This is a genomic window from Streptomyces sp. NBC_01460 (assembly GCF_036227405.1).
Classification (GTDB): domain Bacteria; phylum Actinomycetota; class Actinomycetes; order Streptomycetales; family Streptomycetaceae; genus Streptomyces.
On the sequence record NZ_CP109473.1, the window covers coordinates 152,379 to 174,926 of the forward strand.

21 protein-coding genes and 1 pseudogene are annotated in these 22,548 nt (G+C 69.2%); 8 read left to right on the forward strand and 14 right to left on the reverse strand.

Annotated elements, in window-relative coordinates:
- Nucleotides 1-104 precede the first annotated feature (104 nt).
- Nucleotides 105-470: a gas vesicle protein K gene (locus tag OG488_RS00760; RefSeq protein WP_329224881.1), complete on the forward strand. Its 366-nt coding sequence runs from the start codon at nt 105-107 to the stop codon at nt 468-470.
- Nucleotides 471-1,339: 869 nt separating this feature from the next.
- Here OG488_RS00760 and OG488_RS00765 read toward each other — a convergent pair.
- Together OG488_RS00765 and OG488_RS00770 are read right to left on the reverse strand one after the other, a co-directional pair.
- Nucleotides 1,340-2,197 carry a class II fructose-bisphosphate aldolase gene (locus OG488_RS00765; protein ID WP_329224883.1) on the reverse strand — a complete coding sequence of 286 codons (858 nt, stop codon included), beginning with the start codon at nt 2,195-2,197 and terminating at the stop codon, nt 1,340-1,342.
- Between the two features lie 3 nt (nt 2,198-2,200).
- Entirely contained in the window at nt 2,201-3,085 is an 885-nt protein-coding gene (locus tag OG488_RS00770; protein ID WP_329224885.1) for an SIS domain-containing protein, read from the reverse strand.
- 126 nt (nt 3,086-3,211) lie between these two features.
- Between OG488_RS00770 and OG488_RS00775 the strand changes: the two genes are divergently transcribed.
- Complete coding sequence (locus tag OG488_RS00775; protein ID WP_329224887.1) at nt 3,212-3,997, forward strand: DeoR/GlpR family DNA-binding transcription regulator; 786 nt, start codon at nt 3,212-3,214, stop codon at nt 3,995-3,997.
- On the opposite strand, the gene OG488_RS00780 is transcribed toward OG488_RS00775, so the two are convergent.
- The 4 genes from OG488_RS00780 to OG488_RS00795 all read right to left on the reverse strand — a co-directional run bounded on the left by OG488_RS00780 (nt 3,984) and on the right by OG488_RS00795 (nt 8,852).
- Nucleotides 3,984-5,189, reverse strand: a complete 1,206-nt coding sequence (locus OG488_RS00780) for a Gfo/Idh/MocA family protein (RefSeq protein WP_329224890.1) — start codon at nt 5,187-5,189, stop codon at nt 3,984-3,986. The two genes, OG488_RS00775 and OG488_RS00780, sit on opposite strands and share 14 nt — an antisense overlap.
- A 65-nt stretch (nt 5,190-5,254) precedes the next feature.
- Nucleotides 5,255-6,904 (reverse strand): extracellular solute-binding protein, encoded by a 1,650-nt coding sequence (locus OG488_RS00785; protein WP_329224892.1) that lies wholly within the window; start codon nt 6,902-6,904, stop codon nt 5,255-5,257.
- 35 nt (nt 6,905-6,939) lie between these two features.
- A complete protein-coding gene (locus OG488_RS00790; RefSeq protein ID WP_406460332.1) occupies nt 6,940-7,878 on the reverse strand; it encodes a carbohydrate ABC transporter permease in 939 nt (312 codons plus the stop codon).
- Nucleotides 7,875-8,852, reverse strand: coding sequence for an ABC transporter permease (locus tag OG488_RS00795; protein WP_329224894.1), 978 nt, complete (start codon nt 8,850-8,852; stop codon nt 7,875-7,877). Before OG488_RS00795 ends, OG488_RS00790 begins: the two co-directional genes overlap by 4 nt.
- A 492-nt stretch (nt 8,853-9,344) precedes the next feature.
- On the opposite strand from OG488_RS00795, the gene OG488_RS00800 reads away from it, so the two are divergent.
- Complete coding sequence (locus OG488_RS00800; RefSeq protein WP_329224895.1) at nt 9,345-9,509, forward strand: hypothetical protein; 165 nt, start codon at nt 9,345-9,347, stop codon at nt 9,507-9,509.
- A gap of 509 nt (nt 9,510-10,018) precedes the next feature.
- On the opposite strand, the gene OG488_RS00805 is transcribed toward OG488_RS00800, so the two are convergent.
- Nucleotides 10,019-11,818 (reverse strand): hypothetical protein, encoded by a 1,800-nt coding sequence (locus OG488_RS00805; protein ID WP_329224897.1) that lies wholly within the window; start codon nt 11,816-11,818, stop codon nt 10,019-10,021.
- Nucleotides 11,819-11,998: 180 nt separating this feature from the next.
- Entirely contained in the window at nt 11,999-12,709 is a 711-nt protein-coding gene (locus OG488_RS39190; protein ID WP_443074194.1) for a GrpB family protein, read from the reverse strand.
- Here OG488_RS39190 and OG488_RS00810 point away from each other — a divergent pair.
- Nucleotides 12,600-12,860 carry a hypothetical protein gene (locus OG488_RS00810; RefSeq protein ID WP_329224899.1) on the forward strand — a complete coding sequence of 87 codons (261 nt, stop codon included), beginning with the start codon at nt 12,600-12,602 and terminating at the stop codon, nt 12,858-12,860. The two genes, OG488_RS39190 and OG488_RS00810, sit on opposite strands and share 110 nt — an antisense overlap.
- 66 nt (nt 12,861-12,926) lie before the next feature.
- Here the strand turns inward: OG488_RS00810 and OG488_RS00815 are convergent, their stop codons facing one another.
- The 4 genes from OG488_RS00815 to OG488_RS00830 form a co-directional block, all read right to left on the reverse strand.
- Complete coding sequence (locus OG488_RS00815) at nt 12,927-15,071, reverse strand: cellulose binding domain-containing protein (RefSeq protein WP_329224901.1); 2,145 nt, start codon at nt 15,069-15,071, stop codon at nt 12,927-12,929.
- Between the two features lie 372 nt (nt 15,072-15,443).
- A complete protein-coding gene (locus OG488_RS00820; protein ID WP_329224902.1) occupies nt 15,444-15,590 on the reverse strand; it encodes a hypothetical protein in 147 nt (48 codons plus the stop codon).
- Between the two features lie 105 nt (nt 15,591-15,695).
- Nucleotides 15,696-16,055, reverse strand: coding sequence for an NUDIX domain-containing protein (locus OG488_RS00825; RefSeq protein WP_329224903.1), 360 nt, complete (start codon nt 16,053-16,055; stop codon nt 15,696-15,698).
- 233 nt (nt 16,056-16,288) lie between these two features.
- Nucleotides 16,289-17,998, reverse strand: coding sequence for a RecQ family ATP-dependent DNA helicase (locus OG488_RS00830; RefSeq protein ID WP_329224905.1), 1,710 nt, complete (start codon nt 17,996-17,998; stop codon nt 16,289-16,291).
- A gap of 436 nt (nt 17,999-18,434) precedes the next feature.
- Between OG488_RS00830 and OG488_RS00835 the strand changes: the two genes are divergently transcribed.
- Nucleotides 18,435-19,115, forward strand: coding sequence for a pyridoxamine 5'-phosphate oxidase family protein (locus OG488_RS00835; protein ID WP_329224907.1), 681 nt, complete (start codon nt 18,435-18,437; stop codon nt 19,113-19,115).
- Between the two features lie 91 nt (nt 19,116-19,206).
- On the opposite strand, the pseudogene OG488_RS00840 reads toward OG488_RS00835, so the two are convergent.
- Nucleotides 19,207-20,133 (reverse strand): annotated as a pseudogene (locus tag OG488_RS00840) (IS5 family transposase).
- Between OG488_RS00840 and OG488_RS00845 the strand changes: the two are divergent.
- From OG488_RS00845 to OG488_RS00855, 3 genes are all read left to right on the forward strand, one after another.
- Nucleotides 20,132-20,476 (forward strand): hypothetical protein, encoded by a 345-nt coding sequence (locus OG488_RS00845; protein WP_329224908.1) that lies wholly within the window; start codon nt 20,132-20,134, stop codon nt 20,474-20,476. The pseudogene OG488_RS00840 and the gene OG488_RS00845 sit on opposite strands and share 2 nt — an antisense overlap.
- Nucleotides 20,473-20,652, forward strand: a complete 180-nt coding sequence (locus tag OG488_RS00850) for a hypothetical protein (protein ID WP_329224910.1) — start codon at nt 20,473-20,475, stop codon at nt 20,650-20,652. Before OG488_RS00845 ends, OG488_RS00850 begins: the two co-directional genes overlap by 4 nt.
- A 63-nt stretch (nt 20,653-20,715) precedes the next feature.
- A complete protein-coding gene (locus OG488_RS00855) occupies nt 20,716-20,889 on the forward strand; it encodes a hypothetical protein (RefSeq protein ID WP_329224912.1) in 174 nt (57 codons plus the stop codon).
- Between the two features lie 322 nt (nt 20,890-21,211).
- Here the strand turns inward: OG488_RS00855 and OG488_RS00860 are convergent, their stop codons facing one another.
- Entirely contained in the window at nt 21,212-22,000 is a 789-nt protein-coding gene (locus tag OG488_RS00860; RefSeq protein WP_329224914.1) for a class I SAM-dependent methyltransferase, read from the reverse strand.
- Nucleotides 22,001-22,548 lie beyond the last annotated feature (548 nt).

The window sequence follows — 22,548 nt, forward strand, 5'->3', positions numbered from 1 at the left end:
CCGGAGACTCGGCCGAGACCCGAGCCGAAGCCAGAGTCGAGACCCGAGCCGAAGCCGTGTCCGAGAGCCGAGCCGGTGCCCCACCGGTCCCGGCGGAAAGGGGTTTGGAGGAGGTGGCGCAGGCGGCCGCGAACGCCTTCGGTCTGCTGCCCGCAGCCGCGGACGACGCCGGGCCGGCGTCCACCTGCCCGGCCCGGCGGCTGGAGACCGACCCGGACACAGTGGAACGAGACCTGATCAAGCTGGTGCTCACGATCGTCGAGCTCCTGCGTCAGCTCATGGAACGCACTGCGGTCCACCGCGTGGACCAGGGCGACCTGACCGAGGCTCAGGAAGAGCGCGTCGGTATGACCCTCATGATCCTCGAGGACCGGATGGCCGAGCTCTGCGACCGCTACGGGCTGACGATGCGCGATCTCAACCTCGATCTCGGCCCCCTGGGATCGCTGCTGCCGCCCGGCCCGACCTGACGTGCCATCAGGCCGACCTCCCTCACTACTCGGCAGCCCTCCGGACAGGAAGCATCACCGTGTGAGTGCCAGGCGGAAGCCCGCCTGCCGGCGACGTGATCGACTTCGAATCAACTCCGTTCGAAGGCCGCCCCTGGTGGGACGATGAGGAGCACTGGACGAGGATGACGGCGGAGTTGCTCCCTCGCACGAACAGCGGGGTGAGCGGATCAGCGTCATTGGGGCAACTATCGGATGCCGGCCGTGACCATGCCTGCGGATGTTGCGGTGCGACATGCGCGGGACGTCCTGGACGCCAGGCCGCACTTCTGGATCCACCCGCTTGGCGGTTCGGTGCTCATCGAATGCCTGATGGATGGACAAGTGACGACGCCCCGCACCGGCCCTGGTTCGGGGTGCATCCGTGTTCCGCCCTCATCGAGCAGTCCCGCCATGAAGCCCCCCATGACCAGTCCCACCACTCCCGGGGAGCCGTCAGCCACGCCGCGCGCCGACTGCGGTGCCTCCGAAGGCGACACCAGCGGGGGCGAACCCGACCCGCGGCCCTCCGGCGGCGCCGCGGAAGCCTCCAGCGGCACCGGTGGGGGGTACTTTGCCGGCTCCGGCGAAGTACCCTGCCCCTGCCCTCACCCGGACGCTGCGCCCCGGCCGAACCTTGAGTTCTCACGGCCAGCAAGCGAGCATCGGCGGCCTCTCCCTGGAGAGCAGGCAGGATGCGGTCCGGAGCTGATGGACGCCCACGTCCCCGCCGGCCGGCCCCGCGTCACCGCTTTCTTCCTGCGGGGACGTCGGCGGTGTCGGGGAATGCGGGGCCCGGCCGGCGGACACGTGGTCACAAATCCAGTCATGGCCGGTGAGGACCGCCTCGCTCAGGCGGCGGTGGCGACCAGCTTGATCAGGCTGGCGGCCGTCTCGGCCATGGCCTGGCGCCCGGCCCCGAGGTACGTGCGGGAGTCGACCGCGTCGGGCCGCGTGGTCAGCGCCTCGCGGATCGCCGTGGTCATGGCGATGTTCAGCGCCGTCCCTATATTGACCTTGGCGATGCCACCGGTGATGGCCGCGGACAGCTCCCTGTCCGGCACTCCGGAGGAGCCGTGCAGCACCAGCGGCACACCGAGGACCTCTCGCAGCCGGCCGAGTAGCCGGTGGTCGAGGGCGGCGGTGCGTGAGGTCATCGCGTGCGAGCTGCCGATCGCGACGGCGAGCGCGTCCACACCGGACTCGGCCACATAGGCGGCGGCCTCGTGAGGTCCGGTCCGCGCCCCGGGTGCGTGCGCATCCAGCGGCGCCGCCCCGTCCTTTCCGCCGACCTCACCCAACTCCGCCTCTATCCAGAGTCCTTGGGAGTGCGCCCAGTCGGCCGCGCTCCGGGTGGCGGCGAGGTTCTTCTCGTACGGAAGGTGCGCCGCGTCGTACATCACCGAGCTGAACCCGGCGTCGGCGGCCTGCCGGAGCAAGGCGTCGCTCTTCACGTGGTCGAGGTGGAGAGCGACCGGCACGGACGCCGCGCGGGCCGACTCGGCCGCCGCACGGGCCAGCGGAAGCACCTGGCTCTGCCGGTACTTCACCGCGTTCTCGCTGATCTGGAGGATGACCGGGAAACCGGCGGCCTCGGCCCCGGAGATCACCGCCTCCGCGTGTTCCAGCGTGATGATGTTGAACGCGGCGACCGCGCCGCGCCGCGCGGCGGCGTCGGCGACCAGCGTGCCGCTCCGGGCGAGGGCCACCGCTCAGCCCTCGGCGAGGACGACGGAGCGGGTGAGGTGGCGCGGCGAGTCCGGGTCGAGGCCCCGGGCGGCCGCGATGGCGACGGCGAGCCTCTGCGCCCGGACGAGTTCGGCGAGCGGGTCCAGACGGCCCGCCACCCACATGCCGCCGGTCGAGCGGACCTGCTCGGCAAGGCCCTCGGGGGCCTGGCCGAACATCCAGGTGGCGGTGCCTTCGGTGGTGATGCTGATCGGGCCGTGGCGGTACTCCATGGCCGGGTACGCCTCGGTCCAGGCGAGTGCGGCCTCCCGCATCTTCAGCGCTGCCTCCTGCGCGAGGCCGTTACTCCAGCCCTGGCCGAGGAAGGTGAACTGCGAGCGCTCGACGAGGCCTTCGGGCAGCGGCTCGGCGAGCGCGGTACGGGCGTCGGCCACCACGGCATCGGTGTGCAGACCGAAGTGGGCGCGGAGCAGGGTGAGCGCGGTGGTGGCGAAACGCGTCTGCACGACGGACCGTTCGTCGGCGAAGTCCAGGACGACGACGTCGTCGGCGGCCTCCATGACAGGGGTCGTGGGGTCGCCGGTGAGCGCGGTCGTCCGGGCCCGCCCGCGGACCTTGGCGAGCAGGTCGAGCACCTCGGTGGTGGTGCCCGAGCGGCTGAGCGCGATCACCCGGTCGTAGGTACGGCCGTAAGGGAACTCCGAAGCCGCGAACGCGTCGGTCTCGCCCTGTCCGGCTCCCTCGCGCAGGGCGGCGGCGGCCTGCGCCATGAACCAAGAGGTTCCGCAGCCGACGATCGCGACGCGTTCCCCGGCGACCGGCAGCGTCGCAGCCCGGCTTCCCGCCAGCGCCGCGGCGCGTTCCCAGCACTCGGGCTGACTGGAAAGTTCGTTCTGGACATGGCTCATGCTGCGTCCCACCCTCAGGAAAATGATTACTTCTGCAAGATACCGGGTTATTTAGAGCATAATCAAGCATGTTGACTGGTCCCGGTTAAGGTCACAGCCTTCTGCCGAACGAGGAGAGTACGAGAGATGTCCCAGTCCCGTGACGTGCGTTGGAAGGCCCTCCTGGAACTGCTCGTCGAGCAGGGCCATCTCGACGTCGAGGCGGCGGCCCTCGCGCTCGACGTCTCGGCCGCCACCATCCGGCGTGATTTCGACCAACTCGCCCAGCAGAAGATGCTGGCGCGCACCCGAGGCGGCGCCGTCGTCCACGGCGTCAGCTACGAACTCCCGCTCCGCTACAAGACGGCCCGCCGGGCCTCCGAGAAACAGCGCGTGGCGCAGGCCGTCGCCAAACTGATCGCCGTGGGCGAGGTGGTGGGCCTCACCGGCGGTACGACCACCACCGAAGTGGCCCGCTCGCTCGCCGTCCGGCCCGATCTCGCCTCCGGCGCCCCGGCGCTCACCATCGTGACCAACGCGCTGAACATCGCCAACGAGCTGGCGATCAGGCCGCAGTTCAAGATCGTGGTGACCGGCGGAGTGGCCCGCCCGCAGTCGTACGAACTGACGGGTCCCCTCGCCGACGGTGTCCTCGGCCAGATCACCATGGACACCGCCGTGCTCGGCGTGAACGGTTTCGACGTCGTGCACGGAGCCGCGGCGCACCACGAGGACGAGGCGGGCATCAACCGGCTGCTGTGCGAGCGCGCGGAGCGCGTCGTCGTCGCGGCGGACTCCACCAAGCTGGGCACCCGCGCCTTCGCCAGCATCTGCACCACCGATCAGGTGGACATCCTCGTCACGGACACCGGCATCGGCGCGGAGATGACGGCTCTGTTCACCGACGCCGGTGTCGAGGTCATCGCGGTGTGAGCGCCGGAGCTCCCGAGGGGTCCCGCAGCTGGCCCGACGCGAAGTAAGCGATCAGTTCAGGGTCCAGCGGCGGTACGTCGTAGGGCGTACCGCTGTCCCTCAGTGACCGGGTCGCCATCACTCCGGCGGCCACGCTCATGCGGGCGGCGACCGGCGAGGTGTCGGTCACCCCGCCGTCCCGGGCAAAGCGGCAGAACTCCTCGATGATCCGTTCGTCCGCACCACCGTGCGAGCCCGTCGACTCCGGCACCCTGTGGACCGCGTCCGCGTCCGCGCGGTAGCTGCTCGGCCCGGTGTTCCAGACCCTGACCTCGTCGCCCGGCCGGTCCCCGAAGTTCTCCAGCCGCCCCTCGGTCCCGATGACCGTGTAGTTGCGGAAGTAGTCGGGGCTGAAGTGGCACTGCTGATAGGCGGCGATCACGCCGTTGTCCAGCCGCATGTTCATGACGGACACATCCTCGACGTCCACCACGTGGTTGAGGTCCTTGCGAGTGGCCGGCGGCCAGTCGAACTCGCGCAGCCAGCCGTCGGGGCGGGGCGTGCCCGCCTCCCTGCGCGGCAGGTCCCCATACATCATCAGGTCGCCCATGGCGTTGACACGCGAGGTGTACCCGCCCGCCAGCCAGTGCACCACATCGATGTCGTGTGCGGCCTTCTGGAGCAGCAGCCCGGTCGTGCGGGTGCGGTCGGCGTGCCAGTCCTTGAAGTAGTAGTCGCCGCCGTACGAGACGAAGTGCCGGACCCACACGGTCTTCGGCTCGCCGATGTCGCCGCGCGCGATGATGTCGCGCATCAGCCGCACCACACCCATGTGCCGCATGTTGTGCCCGACGTACAGGCGGGTGCCGGTCTCGTGGGCGGTGCGCAGGATGGTGTCGCACTGTTCGACGGTGATGCCGAGCGGCTTCTCCACGTACACCGGCTTGCCGGCCCGCAGGATGTCGCAGGCGACTGCTTCGTGGGTATCGTCGGGAGTGGCGACGATGACGGCGTCGACGGTGTCGTCGTCGAGCAGTGTGCGGTAGTCGTCCACCGCGGTCGCCCCGGCGAACCGCTGTGCCACCGTGGCCCGCACGGCGGGATCGGTGTCGGCGACGGCGGCCACGACGGACCCGGCTCCCGGCCGGTGGGCGGCATCGGCCAGATTGGCCCGCAGGCCGAGGCCGACCACGCCGATACGAAGGTCTCGCATGGTTCTCCTTGAAAGCGGGTGTGCGGTGGCCGTGGCGGGACGGCCGGTCCATGGTGGTACGTCGGTCACTTCGTGCTCTGCGCGAGGGACTTCTCGTACTCGGCGCGAATCCTGTCGCCGCCGCCGGAGCGCCAGGTGCGTACCAGGGCGTCGAACTCGGAGACCGATTTTCGCCCGGCGACGATGTCCTTGATGCCGTCGTTGACACCCGTCTTCAGGGAGTTGCCCTTGCTGGCGTACGTGTCGGAGTAGTGGCCGACCGTCGGGTCGATCACCGCCATGGCGATGAGCTTCTTCTGCCAGTCGTGGATCCGGCGGGTGAGGTCGGCCTGCCCCGGCAGGTAGAGGTACTCGGGGGCATTGGCCAGGAAGGAGACCGGCATACCCGTCGTCACGGCTTCCGCGTTGCCCTTGTCGGTGAGTTCGACGTCGCCCTTCGCGGTGCGGTGGAAGTGCGTGCCCTCGATGCCGTTGTCGAGGAACAGCCGCTCCTCGGTGCCGAACGGGGCCGCGAGGTAGTCGAGGACCTTCAGCAGCATCTCCAGACGCTTCTTGTCGGCGTTCTTGTTGATCGCGGTGAAGCCGACCGAGCCGAGACCGTAGTAGAAGTGCGGGGTGGCACCGGCCTTCGCAGCGAACGGAAGGATCACCCCGAAGGGGAAGTCGTAGGTCTTGACGTCCACCAGGAAGGAGGGGAAGGACTGGACGTACGCGCCCAGCGTGCCCTGCGCCATCTTCTCGCGCGTCGTGGTGAGGTTGGGGTCCGGCCAGAACAGCCCGGCCTTGCTCACCTTCACCCCGAATTCCAGTGCCTCACGGAATTCGTCGGTCTCGAACTGGTGGACCAGCTTGCCGTTCTTCAGCGACCACCCGGACGGTGCTCCGAACCACTGCGCGTACATGCCGACATGGTTGGTGTAGGCAGGCTCCAGGACGTACTTGTGGCGCTTGACGTCCAGCAGTTCCCTGCCCTTGGCGAGGAAGTCCTCGGCGCTGGTGAAGGTGGCCCCGCCGACCGGCTTCCAGAAGTCCTCATTGGTGACGTAGACCTGTCCCATACGGCCGTACGCCACCGGTACGCCGAAGATCTTCCCGTTGATGACGGCTGTCTTCCAGGCGAATTCCGGAAGGTTGGCGAGGTTCGGGTACTCCTTGACCGCGTTGCCCGAGAGGTGGGGGGTCAGGTCCTGGAACTTCGCCTCCAGCAGTTCGGGGATCCGGCGCAGTCCCTGGTTCGGGGGAATCCACACGAGGTCGGGGATCTCGCCGCCCGCTATCGCCGCGTTGAACTTCGACGAGTAGCTGTCGTCGGTGGTCTCGACGACGATGTTCATCCTGAACTCCGAGCCCAGGCGCTTGTTGAGCTCCTTCCAGTACGCGTTCTTCCCCATCGCGGGGGCCGGCGTCGTGAAGGTCTCCGTGAGCGCGGTGATCGGGGAGCCGTCGCCGGGCGGCGCGGCGACCGACTTGACCAGGTTCTTCGGGTAGCGGAGGTAGGCGGCGTCCAGACCCTCGGCGCTGCCCGCAAGGTCCGGTGCCGCGACCTGGGCAGGCACGTACGCCGGGAGCTTGACCTTGCTGAACGCTTCGCTGCCCTTGCCCGCGGCGGACGTCCCCGTGGAACAGCCGGTGAGGGTCGACATTCCGGTGGCGGCGATGCCGAGAGCGCCCGCGGCGCCGAGGAACGTTCGCCTGTTGACGTGCTGAGAAGACATGGTTCTCCTGGGAAAGGCAGGATCGGTGATGGTGGTCAGCCCTTGACGGCGCCCGTGAGGACACCCTTGGCGAAGTGCTTCTGAAGGAAGGGGTACACCAGGAGGATTGGCACGAGTGCGATGATCAGCACGGCCATCTGGAGCGAGATCGAGGGCGGCAGCACGTTCACGCCGAGCGCGTGGGCATTGATCGTCTCGCCCTGGACGACGTAGGAGCGCAGGATGACCTGGAGCGGGTACTTGCCCGAGTCGTTCATGAACAGCAGGGCGTTGAAGAAGCTGTTCCAGTAACTGACGGCGTAGAAGAGACCCGCGACGGCGATGACGGCCTTGGACAGCGGCAGCACGATGCGCCGGAGAATGGCCAGCTCACCCGCGCCGTCCAGGCGGGCGGCCTCGTACAGCTCAGCCGGTATGCCCTGGAAGAACGCCCGCACCACGATCACGTTGAACACGTTGAGCAGGACGGGAAGAATCAGCGACGCGTAGCTGTCGAGCAGGCCGAGTTGCTGGACCACGAGATAGGTGGGGATGATGCCCGGCGCGAAGAGGAACGTGCCGAGCACGATCAGCAGGATGGGCTTGCCCAGCAGCATGCCGGGCCGCGAGAGACCGTAAGCCAGCGTGACCGTGCAGAGCAGACTGAGCGCGGTGCCGATCAGGGTGATCCCGATGCTCACCAGCGTCGCCCGGGTCACCACACCGCCCTGGAGCAGCACGCTGTACGCCTGGAACGTCGGATGGTGCGGGATGAGGACGTAACCGCCACGCTCCTCCAGCTCCTTCTGGCCGGCCAGGCTGGTGCCCAGCGCCAGCAGGAAGGGGTACGTCACCATGACGACGATCAGGGCGAGTGCCAGTGCCTTCGCGCCCTGGCCGAGCCGGCTGGGGCTTTCCATCCACGGCGGACGCTGCCCGCCGGAGCGCAGCCCGGCCAGGCGGTTCTCTCGCTTCGCAGCGACTGACGTGGTCATCGGTAGACCCCCTGCTCACCGAAGCGGTGGGCCAGCTTGTTCGCCGCGATGATCAGCCCGAGGCCGATCACGCCCTTCATCAGTCCGGCGGCCGTGCTCATGCCCCAGTCGCCGTCGATCACGCCGTGGTAGTAGACGTAGGTGTCGAGCACTTCCGAGGCGTCGGGCCCCACCGCGTCGCGCTGGAGCAGCATCTGCTCGAATCCCACCGAGAGGATGTCACCGAGGCGCAGGATGAGCATCATGATGATCACCGGTCGGATGCCGGGCAGCGTGACGTGCCACATCCGGCGCCAGGTTCCCGCGCCGTCCATGGCGGCCGACTCGTACTGCGTCATGTCGATGGACGCCATGGCGGCGAGGAAGATGATCGCGCCGTAGCCGCAGTCCTTCCAGATCATCTCCGAGGTGACGAGCAGCTTGAAGGTGTCCGGATTGCTCATGATGTTGCCGACCGCCAGGCCGTGGTTCTGCAGCAGGCTGGTGACCGTGCCCGTGCCGCCGAAGACCTGCTGGAACATCGCCACGACGACGACCCAGGACAGGAAGTGCGGAAGGTAGACGACCGTCTGGACGAGCCGCCTGATCTTCTCCCCGACCAGGGAGTTGAGCAGCAGCGCCAGGGCTATGGGGGCGGGGAAGTAGAGAACGAGCTGGAGAACGGTGATTTCCAGCGTGTTGCGCACGGCGGACCAGAACTCCGGCTGGGCGAGCAGGTCGGTGAAGTTCCGGAGGCCGACGAAGGGACTCGACTTGAAGCCGAGGAACGGCTGGTAGTCCTGAAACGCGACCACGTTGCCGGCGAGCGGCAGGTAGAAGAAGACCGCGAAGTACAGGACGCCCGGCACACACAGCAGCAGCAGCATGCGGTCACGCCGGAAGCGCTGACGGAACGACTTCTGCCCGGGTGGGCGCCCGGCCGCGGTGGCGACCGGAGAAGGCGTTTCGTCGTCAGGAGCTTCCGGCCGGGACATGGCCGGACGGGGCGAAGTGGGCACAGCGGCCGACACAGTCACCTCCGTATAGAGGGCGATCAGGGGACGCAGCCCTGAAGAACCCCGCACTGAAGCGGAATCTGGGGTTCTGGGCCGCAGGATGTACTGATTCTGCGCTGCTACGTCCACAGATGACAAGAGCTGCTCGAAAAAAGCTTTCTTAGAGCAGTTACGAGCACCCTCCGAACATCGAGCGACGCCGCTTCGCCGGGCGAACGCTCCCGAAGCCTCTTGGTGCCACCTGGCCGGAGAGTCCGCGCAGTCAGTGGAGGCATGAGTGAATGAATGACTGAGCGACGTTGTAGTGCTGCTGGAGGAAGCTCGCGTGACGGCGACGATGCCGGCCTCTGCTGTGCGTCGGCGTCTGCGTGAGGCGGCGATCCCCTCGCGCGCCCGGGTCGCGACAGCTGTCAGCGTCACTACGAGATCGCGACCCCGCCCGACAGGAAGGGCCGGGTCACCCATACCGTCGTGCTGCGGCTGTACGCGGAGGCGGCCGCCGAGGACCGCCGGCTGCAGCTGGCCGGATACGAGATCTACCACTTCGGCGGCTGGAGACTCACCGCGCCGGGGGGAAAAGCTCCTGGACGTCTTCTTCAAGGACCTCCTGGCGCGACGAAGAAGCCGACACTGTAGCCGGAGGTCCCGGGGCGCGAACCCCGGTGTGTCGGTCACCCGTTGCGCACCCCAGACCGCGAGTTCGACGACCTGCTCGACCGCGACAGCGAGCCCGTGCCGGACTTCGCTCAGGAGAATGGGGTTCTGGCACAGAACTTCGGGATCCGTCGCAGAGCGATACCTCGATGTTCGACTGCGAGGGGCTGATTCGTGTGAGACCGCGTACGCCTGGTCCTCCGTCAACCGAAGCGGCCCGCTGACAGATAGACGGACGGCGGTTCCTGCCCGGCGGACCCGAGCTCGGCGTACACCCTCGCGGCCTCGCCTCCACACCGGCCAGGCGCTTCTCGTGACAGTCAGCGAAACGCAAGCTGCTGCGCTGCCTCTTGCGGCTCTTCCTCCCCTGCCCCGCTCCTGCTCCTACTCGAAGACCTCCTGACCAGGAACGCAGCAGCCGGCCCCGAGGTGATGGGTACCGGCAGCACTCCGGGCCCGCCCCCTGGACTTGCCCTCGGCGCGGTCACCGGTCAGGCCGTCGGGCCTTCTCCCCTGCGGACCAGCCGCCAGGCTTCGGTGAACAGTTCGGGGAGCGTGCCCGGGAGTAGCCCGAAGTCCCTCACCTCGCTGCCGTCCTTGCTCAGCTGCGCGCTGATCAGGGGCGCTTTCCAGGACTCCATGGGCGGTAGCGGCCTCTTGGCGTGCGCCCACGGGCCGGGCAGGAAGAACGAGCGTCCCGCGCGGGCCCGGCGGCCCTCCACCACCAGGCCACGCGCCAACAGATCTGCGGCGGCTGCCTTGTGACGGATCGGTTTCCAGGCGTTCCAGCGCCGCACGTTGCGGTCCGAGGGCACGGGGAGCAGCAGGAGCTGGAGGTACAGGGCGGCGGCGTCCTCGGACAGGTCGAGGGCGTGGGCAACGTCGGCGAGCAGGTCGGGGACGCAGGCGCGCGGATCGGACTCGTAGCGGCCCGGAGGCAGGTCGCCGGAGGTGATGCGGGCTATGACGCGGTCGCAGGTGCCATCGTTCAGCCAGTCCCAGCGCTGACTCCCCCGGTTGCCACCGATCACACCGGCGTAGAGGACCCGGGCCGGTGAGTCGCCACCGGCCAGCACCTTGCGCAGGTGCCGGACGGCCTCCGGCGCACCGTTGCGTACGGGGTCTCCGGCCGGGAGATCCGCGTACGCCCACGGCAGGCCGGCGAAGAAGGCGTCCGCGACGGTCTCCGCGTCGTAGCGGCCCATGACGTCCCAGGCGGTGCGCAGATGGCGGTGCTCAGGCGGGCAGGGCCAGATCCGCAGGTAGAAGCCCGGCGGCAGGGTGGCGTTCGCCGGGTCCAGAAGCAGATGGCACAGGTGGGCCGCAGGCATCTCGGTGTCCAGGGTGACCGCGGCCTGCCAGGTGCTCCAAGGCGTGTGCGCCCGGGCGCCGTGCTGCTCCACCCAGACCGCGGCGATGCGCTCCGCGACGCGGGCGAGACCGCCGGGCTCCCAGAGGTCCACGGGGTCGGAGGGGAGCACGTCGGCGAGCAGGGCGAGCCGCTCGTCGTCGTGCAGCATCGACAGCTCGTCGCGCGCCGATTCGAGTTCGCCCGCCTTGAAGCCGTATACGGCGCGCTCGTGCTCGTCCAGGAAGGGCGTGTAGTAACCGCCGGCACCGGGGTTGCCAGCCAGGACGAGGGCCGCGGCGGGACGACTCAGGCCGGTCGCCTCGCTCAGGGCCAGGGCCGCGTCCGCGTCCCAGGCGAGCGGGCCGCGCTCCCGGACGAGCTCGACCAGCCGCAGCAGCTGGTCGGGGGTACCCCAACCTCGGTGGCAGTCCACGACGTGGAGCGGCTCCTCGGGGCGCGGGGCCGCCTCGCCGCCGGGGAACACGGCCTCGAAGTAGAGGGTCCGGCGCGCGGCCGGCAGATGCAGGCCGAAGGACGCACCCTCATCGTCGCGGACGGTGAACGAGGTCTCTCCGGCGAGCCGCCCGAGGCGGAACCGATAGGCCGGGTCGGCGAACGGGGTGTCCGCCCACATGTCCAGGAAGTCCAGCAGCACCTCACGGCGTTCCTGCCTGGTCGCGGGGGCGGCCGCGCGCAGGGCAAGTGCGCCCGGCCGGCCTATGAGTTCCGTCCAGCTGCCCGCTGCGGGCAGACGGACCTCCCATCCGACCGGATCCGGCGGCCAACTGCCCGCGATGTAACGGCCGGTGGTCCTGATACCGGCGAAGGAGTCTGTGTCCCAGCAGCCCGAGGCCCCGACGAGCCCCTGCATGGCGGCGGATGCGGCGAACCCGTTCCACGCGCGAGAAGCTCGGGGCGCTGCTGTAATGGTCTCGTTCATGCGTCCGATCATGGCGTAGGACACCGACAATCAGGCGCGCCAAGCTTGAGGGCTCAGTCGGGTGGCGGTAGGAAGCCACCGGAGATGAACCTGTCCCGGTCCTTGCGGCCGACGGCCGGGCGGCGGACCCGGATCTCGGTGCCGTCGATGATGCCGGTCTTCCCGGCCCGTCCCAGATGGTCAACGACCTCGGCCAGCGTTCACAGCCGCACGTCGGGGCTGACCATGCATCCCCGCTCCGCGAGCAGGGGCCGCACCTCTCCGATCGCCCGTGTGACGGTCGAGCGGGTCCACGCCGAACCAGCAGGCCAGCAGATCACGAGCACCCCCGTGGCGAAGGGGCACCAGCGTGGCCGGAAGCCGGTCGACGGAGACCATGCGGTGCTTCGCACCAGCGCCCACCGCACGCTTCCGCGACCGGGACGCAAGCCTGGCCTGATGCCGCTCATGCCACAACGGCCTCACCTCAGCCACGAGTTCAGCGATCACAACGGCCGAAAAGCCCGTGATCCTCCGTTCGCTGATGATCGCTGTGGGCGTCACGTTCCCCACCACGCAGCCATGATCGCCGATCCGAGATCGACGTCCCACCGCCAACCGTGCACGAGCTCGTTGGTCCCGGAGGATTCGCTGGTTCCGGGTAGGCCAACTCTCCAGGGTCACTACGTGCAGGATCTGGCCACGGACCCCATTCTGAGCGGACGCACAACGACCAGTCAGTCGTCCTGCTGTCGTGGGGGTGGAAACCGAGGTCGGCGAGCACTGCTCGGTGGGGTGCAGCATGCGTGAGGTCGTGGACGGCAGCCCCATCAGGTCGATGGCAGGCCTGGCCGCCACTCCCGGGACAGCGGTCGAGCTGATGTGCTCGATCTTCAGGAACACCCACATCATCTCAGCCGTGGTCCTGGCGGCCCTGCACGGTCCAGACCTGAAGTCCGGCTGCGTGCCTGCATCAGCCACCCGCAGCAGGCGGGAGCAGCTGAGCATCGAGCAGCGCCAGCAGTTCGCCGCGCTCGGGGTGGAGTGGGCGACGGCGACCTGACCCGGCGCGCCCGCCTTCGCGCACCCGCAGCCCAGCCGGCCGGAAGGCCGGGCCGCAGGCAGCGGATCAGGAGGTTCGACAGACCGTGCCGTTGAGGGTGAACGTCGTCGGGGTGGGGTTGGCGTCGTCGTTGGCTCCGACGAATCCGAAGGTGGCGGTCGAGCCGCCGTGCGGGGCCAGCTCGGCGTTGGCGCCGTTGTCGGTCACGTGTACGCGCGTTCCCGAACTGGTGACGTTCGCGTTCCAGGAGCTCTGCACGGTCTGGCCGGTGGACGGCCAGGTGAAGTCCAGGGTCCAGCCGTTGATCGGGGTGTCACCTACGTTGGAGACCGTGACGGTGGCGACGAATCCGTTGCCCCATCCGCTGTCCACCCGGTAGTTGACCAGGCAGCCGCTGTCGCGCGGAGCCGTGGTGGCGAAGGTCAGCGGCTCGGAGGGGCGCGAGAGGCGGCCGTCGGCGTCCCGGGCGAGGACGTTGACCGCGTGCTCGGAGCCCGGCGGCAGGTTGTGCAGCGTCGCCGAGGTGGAGGTCGATGTGGCGATCAACTGGGCGTTGGCGCCCAGGCGTTCGTACACCTCGTAGCGCACCGCCTTACCGTTCGCGGGGACTGCCCAGCTCAACGTGGCGGTCGAGCTGCCCACGGCGGTGGCCTTCGGTGCGCCGGGCGCGCCGACCGAGGCCGCGGCGGCGTGCGGGGCGACGGTGATCGTGGTGATCGAGTACGGCGGCAGCACCTGGTCGCCCCCTGTGGTGGCGGCCACCCGGGTGACGTCGCTGTCGCCGCGGCCGTAGCGGTGAACGACCGGCGCCTGGCCAGTGGGCGTGTACCCGGCATAGCTGATGTCCGCGGTGCGGGAGTTCAGCGGGTCCTTGTTGATCAGCATCACGCTCAACGTGCCGTCGGCCCGGTGCACGGCGTGCGCGGAGACCTGGTCGCTGTCGGTGGAGGAGGCGACCATCGTGTCACCGGGACGGCCCAGCTTGGTCAGCGACTTGATGCCGAAGTACGGGTGGAACGGCGTGTTCACGGCCGGCTGGCAGACGTCGCCGACGCAGCCGCCGCTGGAGAGCAGGCCGAAGTCGTTGAAGTCGGTGTCGCCGTCCACCGTCTCCACCTTGGTGGGCCCGTTGTGGACGTTCCACCAGTCGACGTTGAAGACGCCGTTCTCCAGCGCCGTCATGTAGGTGTCCGCGGCGAACAGGCCGTTGGGCCGACTGTTCATCTGGACGTTGGAGTTGACCTCGGTGAGCGCGATACCGATCTTCGACGAGCGTTCCCCGGCGTGCCGGTCGATCTGCCGGCGGACTTCCCGGAGCTGTCCGGGCAGCCGGGCGGTCCGGTCCAGTGCCTCGTCGGCGGTGGCGCCGCCCGGGTAGGAGTGCACGATGGCGAAGTCGATCGTCCCGGCGACCGCGGACAGCACTGTGTGGTTCCAGTCGGCCGAGTCCCCCGCGCCGACGATGCCGTCCGGCCAGTCGCCCGGCGTGGTCAGTACCGCGCCGATCTTGATCGTCGGATCGACCGCCTTCATCGCCTCCGCGTAGGAGAGGACGTTGCGGGCGTACTCATGCGGGCTCTTGTCCGGGTGGTCGTCGGCCTCCCAGCCGCTGCCGTAGTGGCCGTTGCCGTAGATCTCGTTGCCGATCTCCCAGTACTTCGTCCCGTAGCCGCGGGTGACGTTGGCGTACCGGACCCAGTCGGCGGCCTCCTGAGGTGTGCCGGTGCCGTAGTTGGCGATGATCATCGGCTGGGAGCCGGAGGCGCGGACGCTGCCCATGAACTCGTCGAAAGTGGTGTGGGGCGCCACGTAACCGCCGGGCGCGGTGTGGTCCTTCCAGTGGTAGATGTCGCCGTAGGAGCCGCCTGGGTAGCGCATCACGCCGACGCCCGCCTCGCCCAGCAGGCCGGTCACCTCGGGGTCGTTCATGTGCGAGTCCCAGAGCGCGTGGTTGACGCCGAACGCCGCCTTGTCGATGGTGCCGAGCCCCACCCCCGCGTTGACGGAAACCTCGACGGCAGCCGCCTCCTCGACGGACGTCGCCGCGGCGGTCCGGCCGGTCGCGGCGGGCGCCGGGGGAGCGGCCGCGAGGGCGGCGACCGTGGCCAGGGCACAGACGAGCGCGGCTGCGGGGCGTCTGCCCGCTGTTCTTCCGGCTCTGCGGGGCGGCCGGCCTAACCGGCTGGTGCGAGGGAGGTGTGCGAGCGGCATGACGTGTCCTCCTCGGGCGAACGCCGCGTCGGCCGGCAGGACGCCCGGTATGTGGTCGGTGGGGTGCCTTCGGTACGACGCTCGTGGGAGCGCTCCCAAGATGATGTGGGGGAGGCGTGACTGCGTCAATGGGCCGGACCAGGGCGATCTGCTCTCCCGCCAGCCGTAACGCCGCGCGGCGAGCCGTTCGGCCTCTGCACGCCACCAGGCGGGCAGAGACGGGCCGGTGACGCGGGCGGCCGGCTGGTCCGGGTGCAAGCAGGGCTGCTGCAACGATAAGTGGCACCTGACCTGGCTTGCTTCAGCGGAGCGGACAGGCGGCCGTCAGCTTCGCGGAGGACCACTTCGGCGAGGGCGACCCGGCCGTGGTTCTTAGGGAAAGCTGCGGCATGGCCGGACGTCGGAGGCCACCGCGCGGGCGTGCCGGGTCAGCTGGAGAAGGATCTGCTCGTAGTAGCGGGGTTCGAGATCCGGGCCCTTCCACGCGAGCACGGCGGTGACGAGTGCCGCAGGTCTCACCGCGCAACTTCAGAATCACCGATACGGCGCTGGTGGCGTCCTCGGCATCCAGGCCGCGGTACAACTGCTCGATCTCGACCGATCCGTGCTGTTCGGTGGTGCGGTTCATCGGCTGCCTCCGGGGGCTGGGGTGAGCCCGTGATCCGTGCGGACCTCAGTCGTACAGGCGTCCCAGCAGGGCGCCCTGGCCGGACTGCAGCGCGTGGGCGGCCTCGAGCGGGATCCAGAAGCACTCGAAGTGAGTCGGCTCCTGCTCGCCGTCGTGGTCCTTCTGGCTGGCCCACCTTCCGGCGTGGGCTCGGTCAGCTCCAGGTGGCAGACGTGCCGGCGCTGGAGCTCGAACCGGTACGGGCTCATGTCGTACTCGGCGACGCCGAGCTTCCGGACGATCTTGAAATCGCTGAGACCGGTCTCCTCCCCCGCCTCCCGCAGCGCCGCCACCTCCGGCGTCCCACCTAGGGTCATTCGTTTGGATCAGGCCGGGTCAGGGAGCGGGGTCTGGTGCTGCGCCTCGCACGGCGGAGGAGGGAGGGGACGTGGAGCGTCGGCGACTGACGACAACGCCGCGAGGTGCGGCACCAGGGCAGGCGAGCCCGGCATGATCCCAACGAAATGGCCCAGCCGGAGCGGGCCCGCGATCCCGGGCTGCGGGGTCGAGTGCCTGCGGCCGGCCCGTGGTCCGCGCCGGCCGCGGGCCTTCAGCGCAACGTCAGCAAGCCGTTCTGTTCGACCACGTCAAGGGAGAGCGTGCGGTAGCCGGCCGTCTCGAACAGCACGGTCAGCCGACGGCCGTCCTGGCTCATCACAGAGCCGTCCCCCCACTGACCGTGCCGGACCCGGGCGCCGAGCCGGAAGGGGTGCGGGGCGTCGTCGGCGCGGCTCACCTCCTGCGGGGCCACCGGTCCGCCGGTGCCGGCCAGCACCCCTGCGGCCGCCTTCGGGCCGTCCGGGGAGAGTGCGGCGGCCTCGCAGCGGTCGCAGGAGCCGCAGGACCCCCGGGCTTCCGGTTCCTGCCCGAAGTAGCCGAGCAGGAACCGCCGCAGGCAGCCCGTGTTCTCCGCGTAGCCCCGCATCATGTCGACCCGCGATCGCTCCAGCTGCTGGTGTGCGTCTCCGAGTTCGACGGCCTTGCGGGTGGCCTCCGCCGGATCGGCGGCGCCGGTTGTCTCCAGGTCTCCCGATTCGGTGGTGCGTACCGCTTCGACCTGTTCCAGTAGATTGACGACGGCCGTCAGCCGACTGGCCGTCAGGCCCGTCTCGCTGCGCAGGTCGCTCGGCCGGACCGGGCCGGCGTGTTCCTCCAGTGTGCCGGCTACCTGGGAGACGGTGTCCGGGTCGGGGCGTCCGGCGGCGAAGAACCGCTGCATGCCGAGGTCCTGCGACCGGTAGGCGAGGATCGCCCGGGCCGGCTTCCCGTCCCGTCCGGCGCGGCCTATCTCCTGGTAGTAGGCGTCCAGGGAGCCGGGCACCGAGGCGTGCAGCACGAACCGGACGTCCGGCTTGTCGATGCCCATCCCGAAGGCGGAGGTGGCCACCACCACGTCCAGCTCCCCCGCGAGAAAACGGTCGTGCACCGCGCCGCGTTCCTTGGCGGGCAGGCCGGCGTGGTACGCCGCCACGCCCAGCCCCAGGTCGCCCAGCTCGCGGGCGTACTCCTCGGACTCCTTGCGGGTCGCCGCGTAGACCAGCCCGGGCTTGGGTTCGGCGGCGGCGCGTTCGACCACCGCCCGGCGCTTGTCGGCGGCGCTCCGGAAGGGGATGACCTCCAGGTGGATGTTGGGCCGGTCGAAGCCGGTGACCACCTCCCGCACGTCGCGCATGCCGAGCCGCTGGACGATGTCCGCCCGCACCGGGGCGGCGGCGCTCGCCGTGAGGGCGAGCACCGGCGGGCGGCCGATCCGGTCGATCACCTGGCCCAGCCGCAGGTATTCGGGCCGGAAGTCGTGCCCCCAGGTCGACACGCACTGTGCCTCGTCCACGACGAACAGCGCGGGCCGTGCCGCCGCGAGCTGCTCGACCACCTCTTCCTTGGCCAGCTGCTCCGGGGCGAGGAAGACGAAGTCGACGTCTCCTTCGCTGATCCGGTCCCACACCGCGTCGTTCTCGCCGCGGCTCTGGGTGGAGTTCACGGCTGCGGCGTCCGCACCGGCCCGTCTCAACAGACCGCTCACCTGGTCCCGTTGCAGGGCGATCAGAGGGGAGACGACGACGGTGGGGCCGGACAGAAGTACCCCGGGCACCTGGTAGACGGCGGACTTCCCCGCGCCGGTCGGCATCACCACGAGAGTGTCGCGCTGTTCCATGACCGACTTCATCGCCCGCAACTGCTCCGGGCGCAGCCGCTCCCATCCGAACACCTTGCGCGCACTGCGCTGCAGTCGCCGGGACAACGCGCTGAAGGTGAACATGGTGCTCCTCGGGGCTGTGGGATCGGGCCGCGCGGCAAAAGCGCCGTCCGGGTGACCTCCGACTACCCCGCGTCCGCCACCTCACTGCACCGACTGCGGCCGATCCCGTCGGCCGCCGGCGCAACAGCTCGCCCGCCCCGGACTGTGCGCGCGAGCCGCACGCCGCACCGGCGGGGTGCGCACGTCGCTCAGCGCATGTCGCAGCGCCGTCGCGGACCCGGATCGCGGCACCCTCACCTCCCGCACCTTGCAACTAGTTTCGTATCGTTTCAGGTTTTGTAGAACTGATTTCGTTGGGGGCTGGCACCCAGCTACCGATATCGATAGCTTGAGGCCGCATCGACCTCGGTGGAGCGCGCGCCTGTGCCGGGCCGCGACAGCCGTCCGGTTCGTCATGAAGTCCAGCAACGGACAGCGCCCTCGTGAAAGAGCTGACGTGAACCACAGCCAACTGCCCGCCACGCTGCCGGAAACAGACCGCACCCGTCACCGCCGGCTACGGGAACAGGGCAGCCTGGACCGCGGCGAACTCGAAGCGATCCTGGACGCAGGCTTCCTGTGCCACTTCGGTGTGGTCATCGAAGGGGACCCCATGGTCGTCCCCACCGTCTACGGAAGCGACGGGGAGAACCTCTACTTCCACGGCTCCGTGGCCAGCCGGAGCCTGACCGCCTCGCCGGGGGCGACGGTATGCGTCACCGTGACGCACGTGGACGGCCTCGTCCTTGCGCGGTCGGTGTTCGAGCACGGTGTCAACTACCGCAGCGCGATGATCTACGGCGTCCCGCGCCTGCTCACCGATGCGCAGGAGAAGCTGGAGGGGCTGCGCTGCCTGACCGAGCAGGCCGCACCGGGACAGTGGGACCACGCACGGCGGCCGAACCTCAGGGAGCTGGCGGCGACCTCCCTGCTAGCCATTTCGCTTCGAGAGGCGTCGGTCAAGATACGCACGGGCGCCCCCGAGGACGGCGACGGACCCGACGCCGCCCTCGGGATCTGGGCGGGCGTCCTGCCCCTGGTCTCCACCTGGGGCGCCCCGGAAGCCGACCCCTTGCTCCCTGACGGCATCGAGCCGCCCCGGCACATCGCCGCCCGCAGCGGAACCCGGGCGGGTTGAACCGCCGCCCGGACGCGGACGCAGCCGTTCCCGCCCCGGGACACGGGCCCGGCATGATCCAGACGAGAGGCCCCAGGCACTGTTTCTCGGATCATGTGCGGAGCCAGATGACGAGGGCTGCGAGCGTCACGGTGCCCAGGTAGATGTAGGCGCGTTTCTCATAGCGGGTGGCGACGGCCCGGAGGACCTTGAGCGGTTGATGGTGCGTTCGACGGTGTTGCGTTTCTTGTAGCGCTCGATGTCGAAGCCGGTGGGTCGACCGCCCCGGGAGCCTCGGATGTTGCGGTGTCATTGCTGGTCGAGGCGTTCGGGGATCGTGCGCGGGATGCCGCGTCGTCGCAGGTAGCGGTGATTTCTGCGGGGTGAGTAGGCCTTGTCCGCCAGGACGTGGTCGGGTGCGGGGCCGGCCGACTCCGGTGCGGGGCACCGATACCTGCTCCAGGACCTGCTCGAGCTGGGGTCCGTCGCCGTAGTGTCCGGGTGTCAGGACGAAACCGAGGGGTCGGCATCGTCCGCCGGCGACGAGGTGGATCTTGGTGGTGAATCCGCCGCGGGAACGTCCCAGGCATTCGCCGATCTGACCACCTCCTCCAGGCGGGCGGCCAGTTTCCGGAAGTACCGGATCGACCTGGTTCGTCCCCTGCCCGGCCCCCTTTTGAGCAACGGCGGCCGGGGACACCTTCCTCGCGCCGGCGGCGTGCTGGTGGGCTCGTACTGCTGTCGAGTCCCCCGACACGTCCCTGTCGCTCCTGCCCGCCGCATCCTCAGCTGCCTGAATGCGAGACAGTGGCATCTGCCAGGTCACACCCGCTGACCAGCGACGATGTCGTTTGTGGACCGTCTCCCACGGCCCGAACCGCTCCGGCAGATCCCGCCACTGCACACCGGTCCGCACCCGATAGAGGACCCCGTTGATCACCCGACGGTGGTCGGTCCACCGGCCACCACGCGCACCACCAGGAGGCAAGAACGACTCCAGCCGATCCCACTCCGCATTCGTCAGATCCCCACGACCTATGAAGCCAGCCTGGCCCCAACGCCCGACCCACGTCAGGAGATGCGAGAAACAGTGCCCAAGGCGACCACCTGGTGATCAGCCGCTCCCCTACCCGCCTGGACCGCGGTCCCTTACGGACCGGCATGGCCGCTCCGGCCCTCCAGCAGGTGCACGACGACTTCACCCTCGACGGCACCAAAGCCACCCGCGCCGCCTACTCCACTCCCCCGGCCCCGGCCACCCACGCGGTGTGGGACCGCTCGACCCCGCCGAGCGCGACGGGATTGCCTCGATCCTGCGCACCATCCTCTCCGCGCCGGATCTTGCTGCGGAGTTCCTGGCTCTTGCGGACGGAAGCCGATGACCTACCGCGAGTACACCAGCAAGGACGGCTGGAGCGACTGGGAGCTCGCCCGCCTGGCCGTCGATATCCGCAGCGGGGCGCGCTACGGCGGCATCCTGAAAGCGGAGGTGGAACCGCGGATGCGGGAGGAGTTCACCGCCTTCGAGGTGCGCCGGATCGAGGCAAGCCGGCCGTAAGCCTCCCGGACACCGACCGTCTCGCCGCGATCAAGAACTGCGCCGCGGACGACGAGACCAGGTGTGGCTGACCGAGCATCTCACGATGGCCTGGCCCGGCTGGAGACGCTGAGGGACCAGATCGACGACGGCGGCAGCCCGATGAGCAACAGCCGCGTCGCCGGCGCTATCGGCTACGTCCGCCGGACCCGGGAGGCCACCGGTGCCTGCCCCCGCGCCGTGCCTCAGAAGCCGTAATCGCGGGCAGCCCCAGCCGGACCGGCTGGGGCTGCCCGCTCCGGACGAAAGGACGACCCGATGTACTTCCCGCACCTTCCCGGCCAGCGCCTCGTGCGTCCTGGTCGGGCCGCCTGTCTGCGGCAAGTCCACTCTCGCCGCACGCTGGCCGGACAGCTGGCGCATGTGTCCGGACCGATGTCATGAGCTCGCCACGGACGACTTTCTCTGTCAAGTTCAGGGTGTTGAACTGAGATGATCAGCAAGGTCCGCGGCCTCATCGAGAAAGCGGCCGACGACGAGAACAGCTGACCGCTTCCCAGCGGTCAGGTCGTTCTGGTTGCTACTCGGCCTGCAGGGCGAAGAACAGGAAGCACAGGAAGCGCGGCTCGGCCGCGATCGCCTCGGGGAACATCTCGCGGGCAGCGGGATCAGGATCCGGCTCGCTGATGACCGTTATGCGGAAACCGGCCCCGCTGAAAGCCTCGATCATCGCGTGCAGCGGCCTGTTCCATCTGCTCACCAGAGCGGTCTGGCCGCCCACGGTCCACTCTACGGTCCATTTGGTGGTGTCGAAGTAGTTGTACTCAGCCTCGCGACCGGCCTCGCGGTGTATGAGGTTGACGGCAAAAGGATGGTCGACAGACGCGATCAGCCGACCGCCGGGCTTGAGTATGCGTCGCAGCTCGGCCAGCGCCGGCCCCCAGTCCTCCAGGTAGTGCAGCACCAGGGACGCCATTACATCGTCGAACGTGTCATCAGCGTAAGGAAGCGGGCTGCCCAGGTCCGCCACCCGCAGGTCCGCACCGTCGCCGAGCCGCTGCCGGGCCAGCTCCAGCATCCCAGCACTCGTGTCGAAGCCACTCACCATGGCGCCACGGTCGCGCAGCGCGGCAAACAGGGCCCCCGAGCCGCAGCCGGCGTCGAGGATCCGCCGGCCGCCCACGTCTCCAGCGAGGGCCAGCATCGCGGGCCGCTCGTAGTAGGCATTGACCAGGTTGGTTTCGTTTGCGGCCGTGTACGCCTCGGCGAAGCTGTTGTAGTCGCTGGTCTTCGGCGGATCCACACTCACTGCGGACGGCGAGACCAGCTTGGTGGAAATCGCGTGCTCTTGGCGCTCGCTTGAGATCATGGTGCGGGAGACGTGCGCTGCAGCAGTTCAGTTCCTGGCTGCGGCCGACTGCTGCGCTGCGTCGTCGCACGGGTCGATCTCGTCTACTTCAAGCTCGTGGAATCGCATGCCTGCCCCGATGTTCACCTGCGCCGCCCCCGCCGGCTCCCCGTGCCGCAGGGGCCACCGATCCTCACGTACGGCCAAGTCCTCCCAACTGGCCAGAACATCCGCCCGGTCCCCCACCACACGGCGGTCCCGCGGCACCCAGACCGTACGCCAACCCGGCGCGCCTTCACCCCTGCTCGATCCGCTTCAACACGTGGATCCAACGGGGAAGACGACGAGATGGACCAATCCGCCACACCGGTCGCCGTCGAGATCCAGAACCTGCTTCTGGAGGCGCGACTCTCCCGAGCCCGGACCACGATCGTGGGCGCCACTTCCCTGATGATTGGGCGTGTTCAAGCGTCAGGGGAGGCGTCAGTTGTCTCGGACAACATCATCCCGATTCCGGAATCCATAACCTGACAGGGCTGAAGCCGCAGGGTCGCTCCGCCTCACCAGCA

What these genes read in the sequence shown, in the direction of transcription:
- OG488_RS00770 (WP_329224885.1), bottom strand. Translation starts at nt 3,085, where the DNA reads ATGAGCCATGTCCAGAACGAACTTTCCAGTCAGCCCGAGTGCTGGGAA.
- OG488_RS00775 (WP_329224887.1), top strand. Translation starts at nt 3,212, where the DNA reads ATGTCCCAGTCCCGTGACGTGCGTTGGAAGGCCCTCCTGGAACTGCTC.
- OG488_RS00780 (WP_329224890.1), bottom strand. Translation starts at nt 5,189, where the DNA reads ATGCGAGACCTTCGTATCGGCGTGGTCGGCCTCGGCCTGCGGGCCAAT.
- OG488_RS00785 (WP_329224892.1), bottom strand. Translation starts at nt 6,904, where the DNA reads ATGTCTTCTCAGCACGTCAACAGGCGAACGTTCCTCGGCGCCGCGGGC.
- OG488_RS00790 (WP_406460332.1), bottom strand. Translation starts at nt 7,878, where the DNA reads ATGACCACGTCAGTCGCTGCGAAGCGAGAGAACCGCCTGGCCGGGCTG.
- OG488_RS00795 (WP_329224894.1), bottom strand. Translation starts at nt 8,852, where the DNA reads ATGTCCCGGCCGGAAGCTCCTGACGACGAAACGCCTTCTCCGGTCGCC.
- OG488_RS00805 (WP_329224897.1), bottom strand. Translation starts at nt 11,818, where the DNA reads ATGAACGAGACCATTACAGCAGCGCCCCGAGCTTCTCGCGCGTGGAAC.
- OG488_RS00810 (WP_329224899.1), top strand. Translation starts at nt 12,600, where the DNA reads ATGCGTGAGGTCGTGGACGGCAGCCCCATCAGGTCGATGGCAGGCCTG.
- OG488_RS39190 (WP_443074194.1), bottom strand. Translation starts at nt 12,709, where the DNA reads ATGATGTGGGTGTTCCTGAAGATCGAGCACATCAGCTCGACCGCTGTC.
- OG488_RS00815 (WP_329224901.1), bottom strand. Translation starts at nt 15,071, where the DNA reads ATGCCGCTCGCACACCTCCCTCGCACCAGCCGGTTAGGCCGGCCGCCC.
- OG488_RS00825 (WP_329224903.1), bottom strand. Translation starts at nt 16,055, where the DNA reads ATGACCCTAGGTGGGACGCCGGAGGTGGCGGCGCTGCGGGAGGCGGGG.
- OG488_RS00830 (WP_329224905.1), bottom strand. Translation starts at nt 17,998, where the DNA reads ATGTTCACCTTCAGCGCGTTGTCCCGGCGACTGCAGCGCAGTGCGCGC.
- OG488_RS00845 (WP_329224908.1), top strand. Translation starts at nt 20,132, where the DNA reads ATGAAGCCAGCCTGGCCCCAACGCCCGACCCACGTCAGGAGATGCGAG.
- OG488_RS00850 (WP_329224910.1), top strand. Translation starts at nt 20,473, where the DNA reads ATGACCTACCGCGAGTACACCAGCAAGGACGGCTGGAGCGACTGGGAG.
- OG488_RS00860 (WP_329224914.1), bottom strand. Translation starts at nt 22,000, where the DNA reads ATGATCTCAAGCGAGCGCCAAGAGCACGCGATTTCCACCAAGCTGGTC.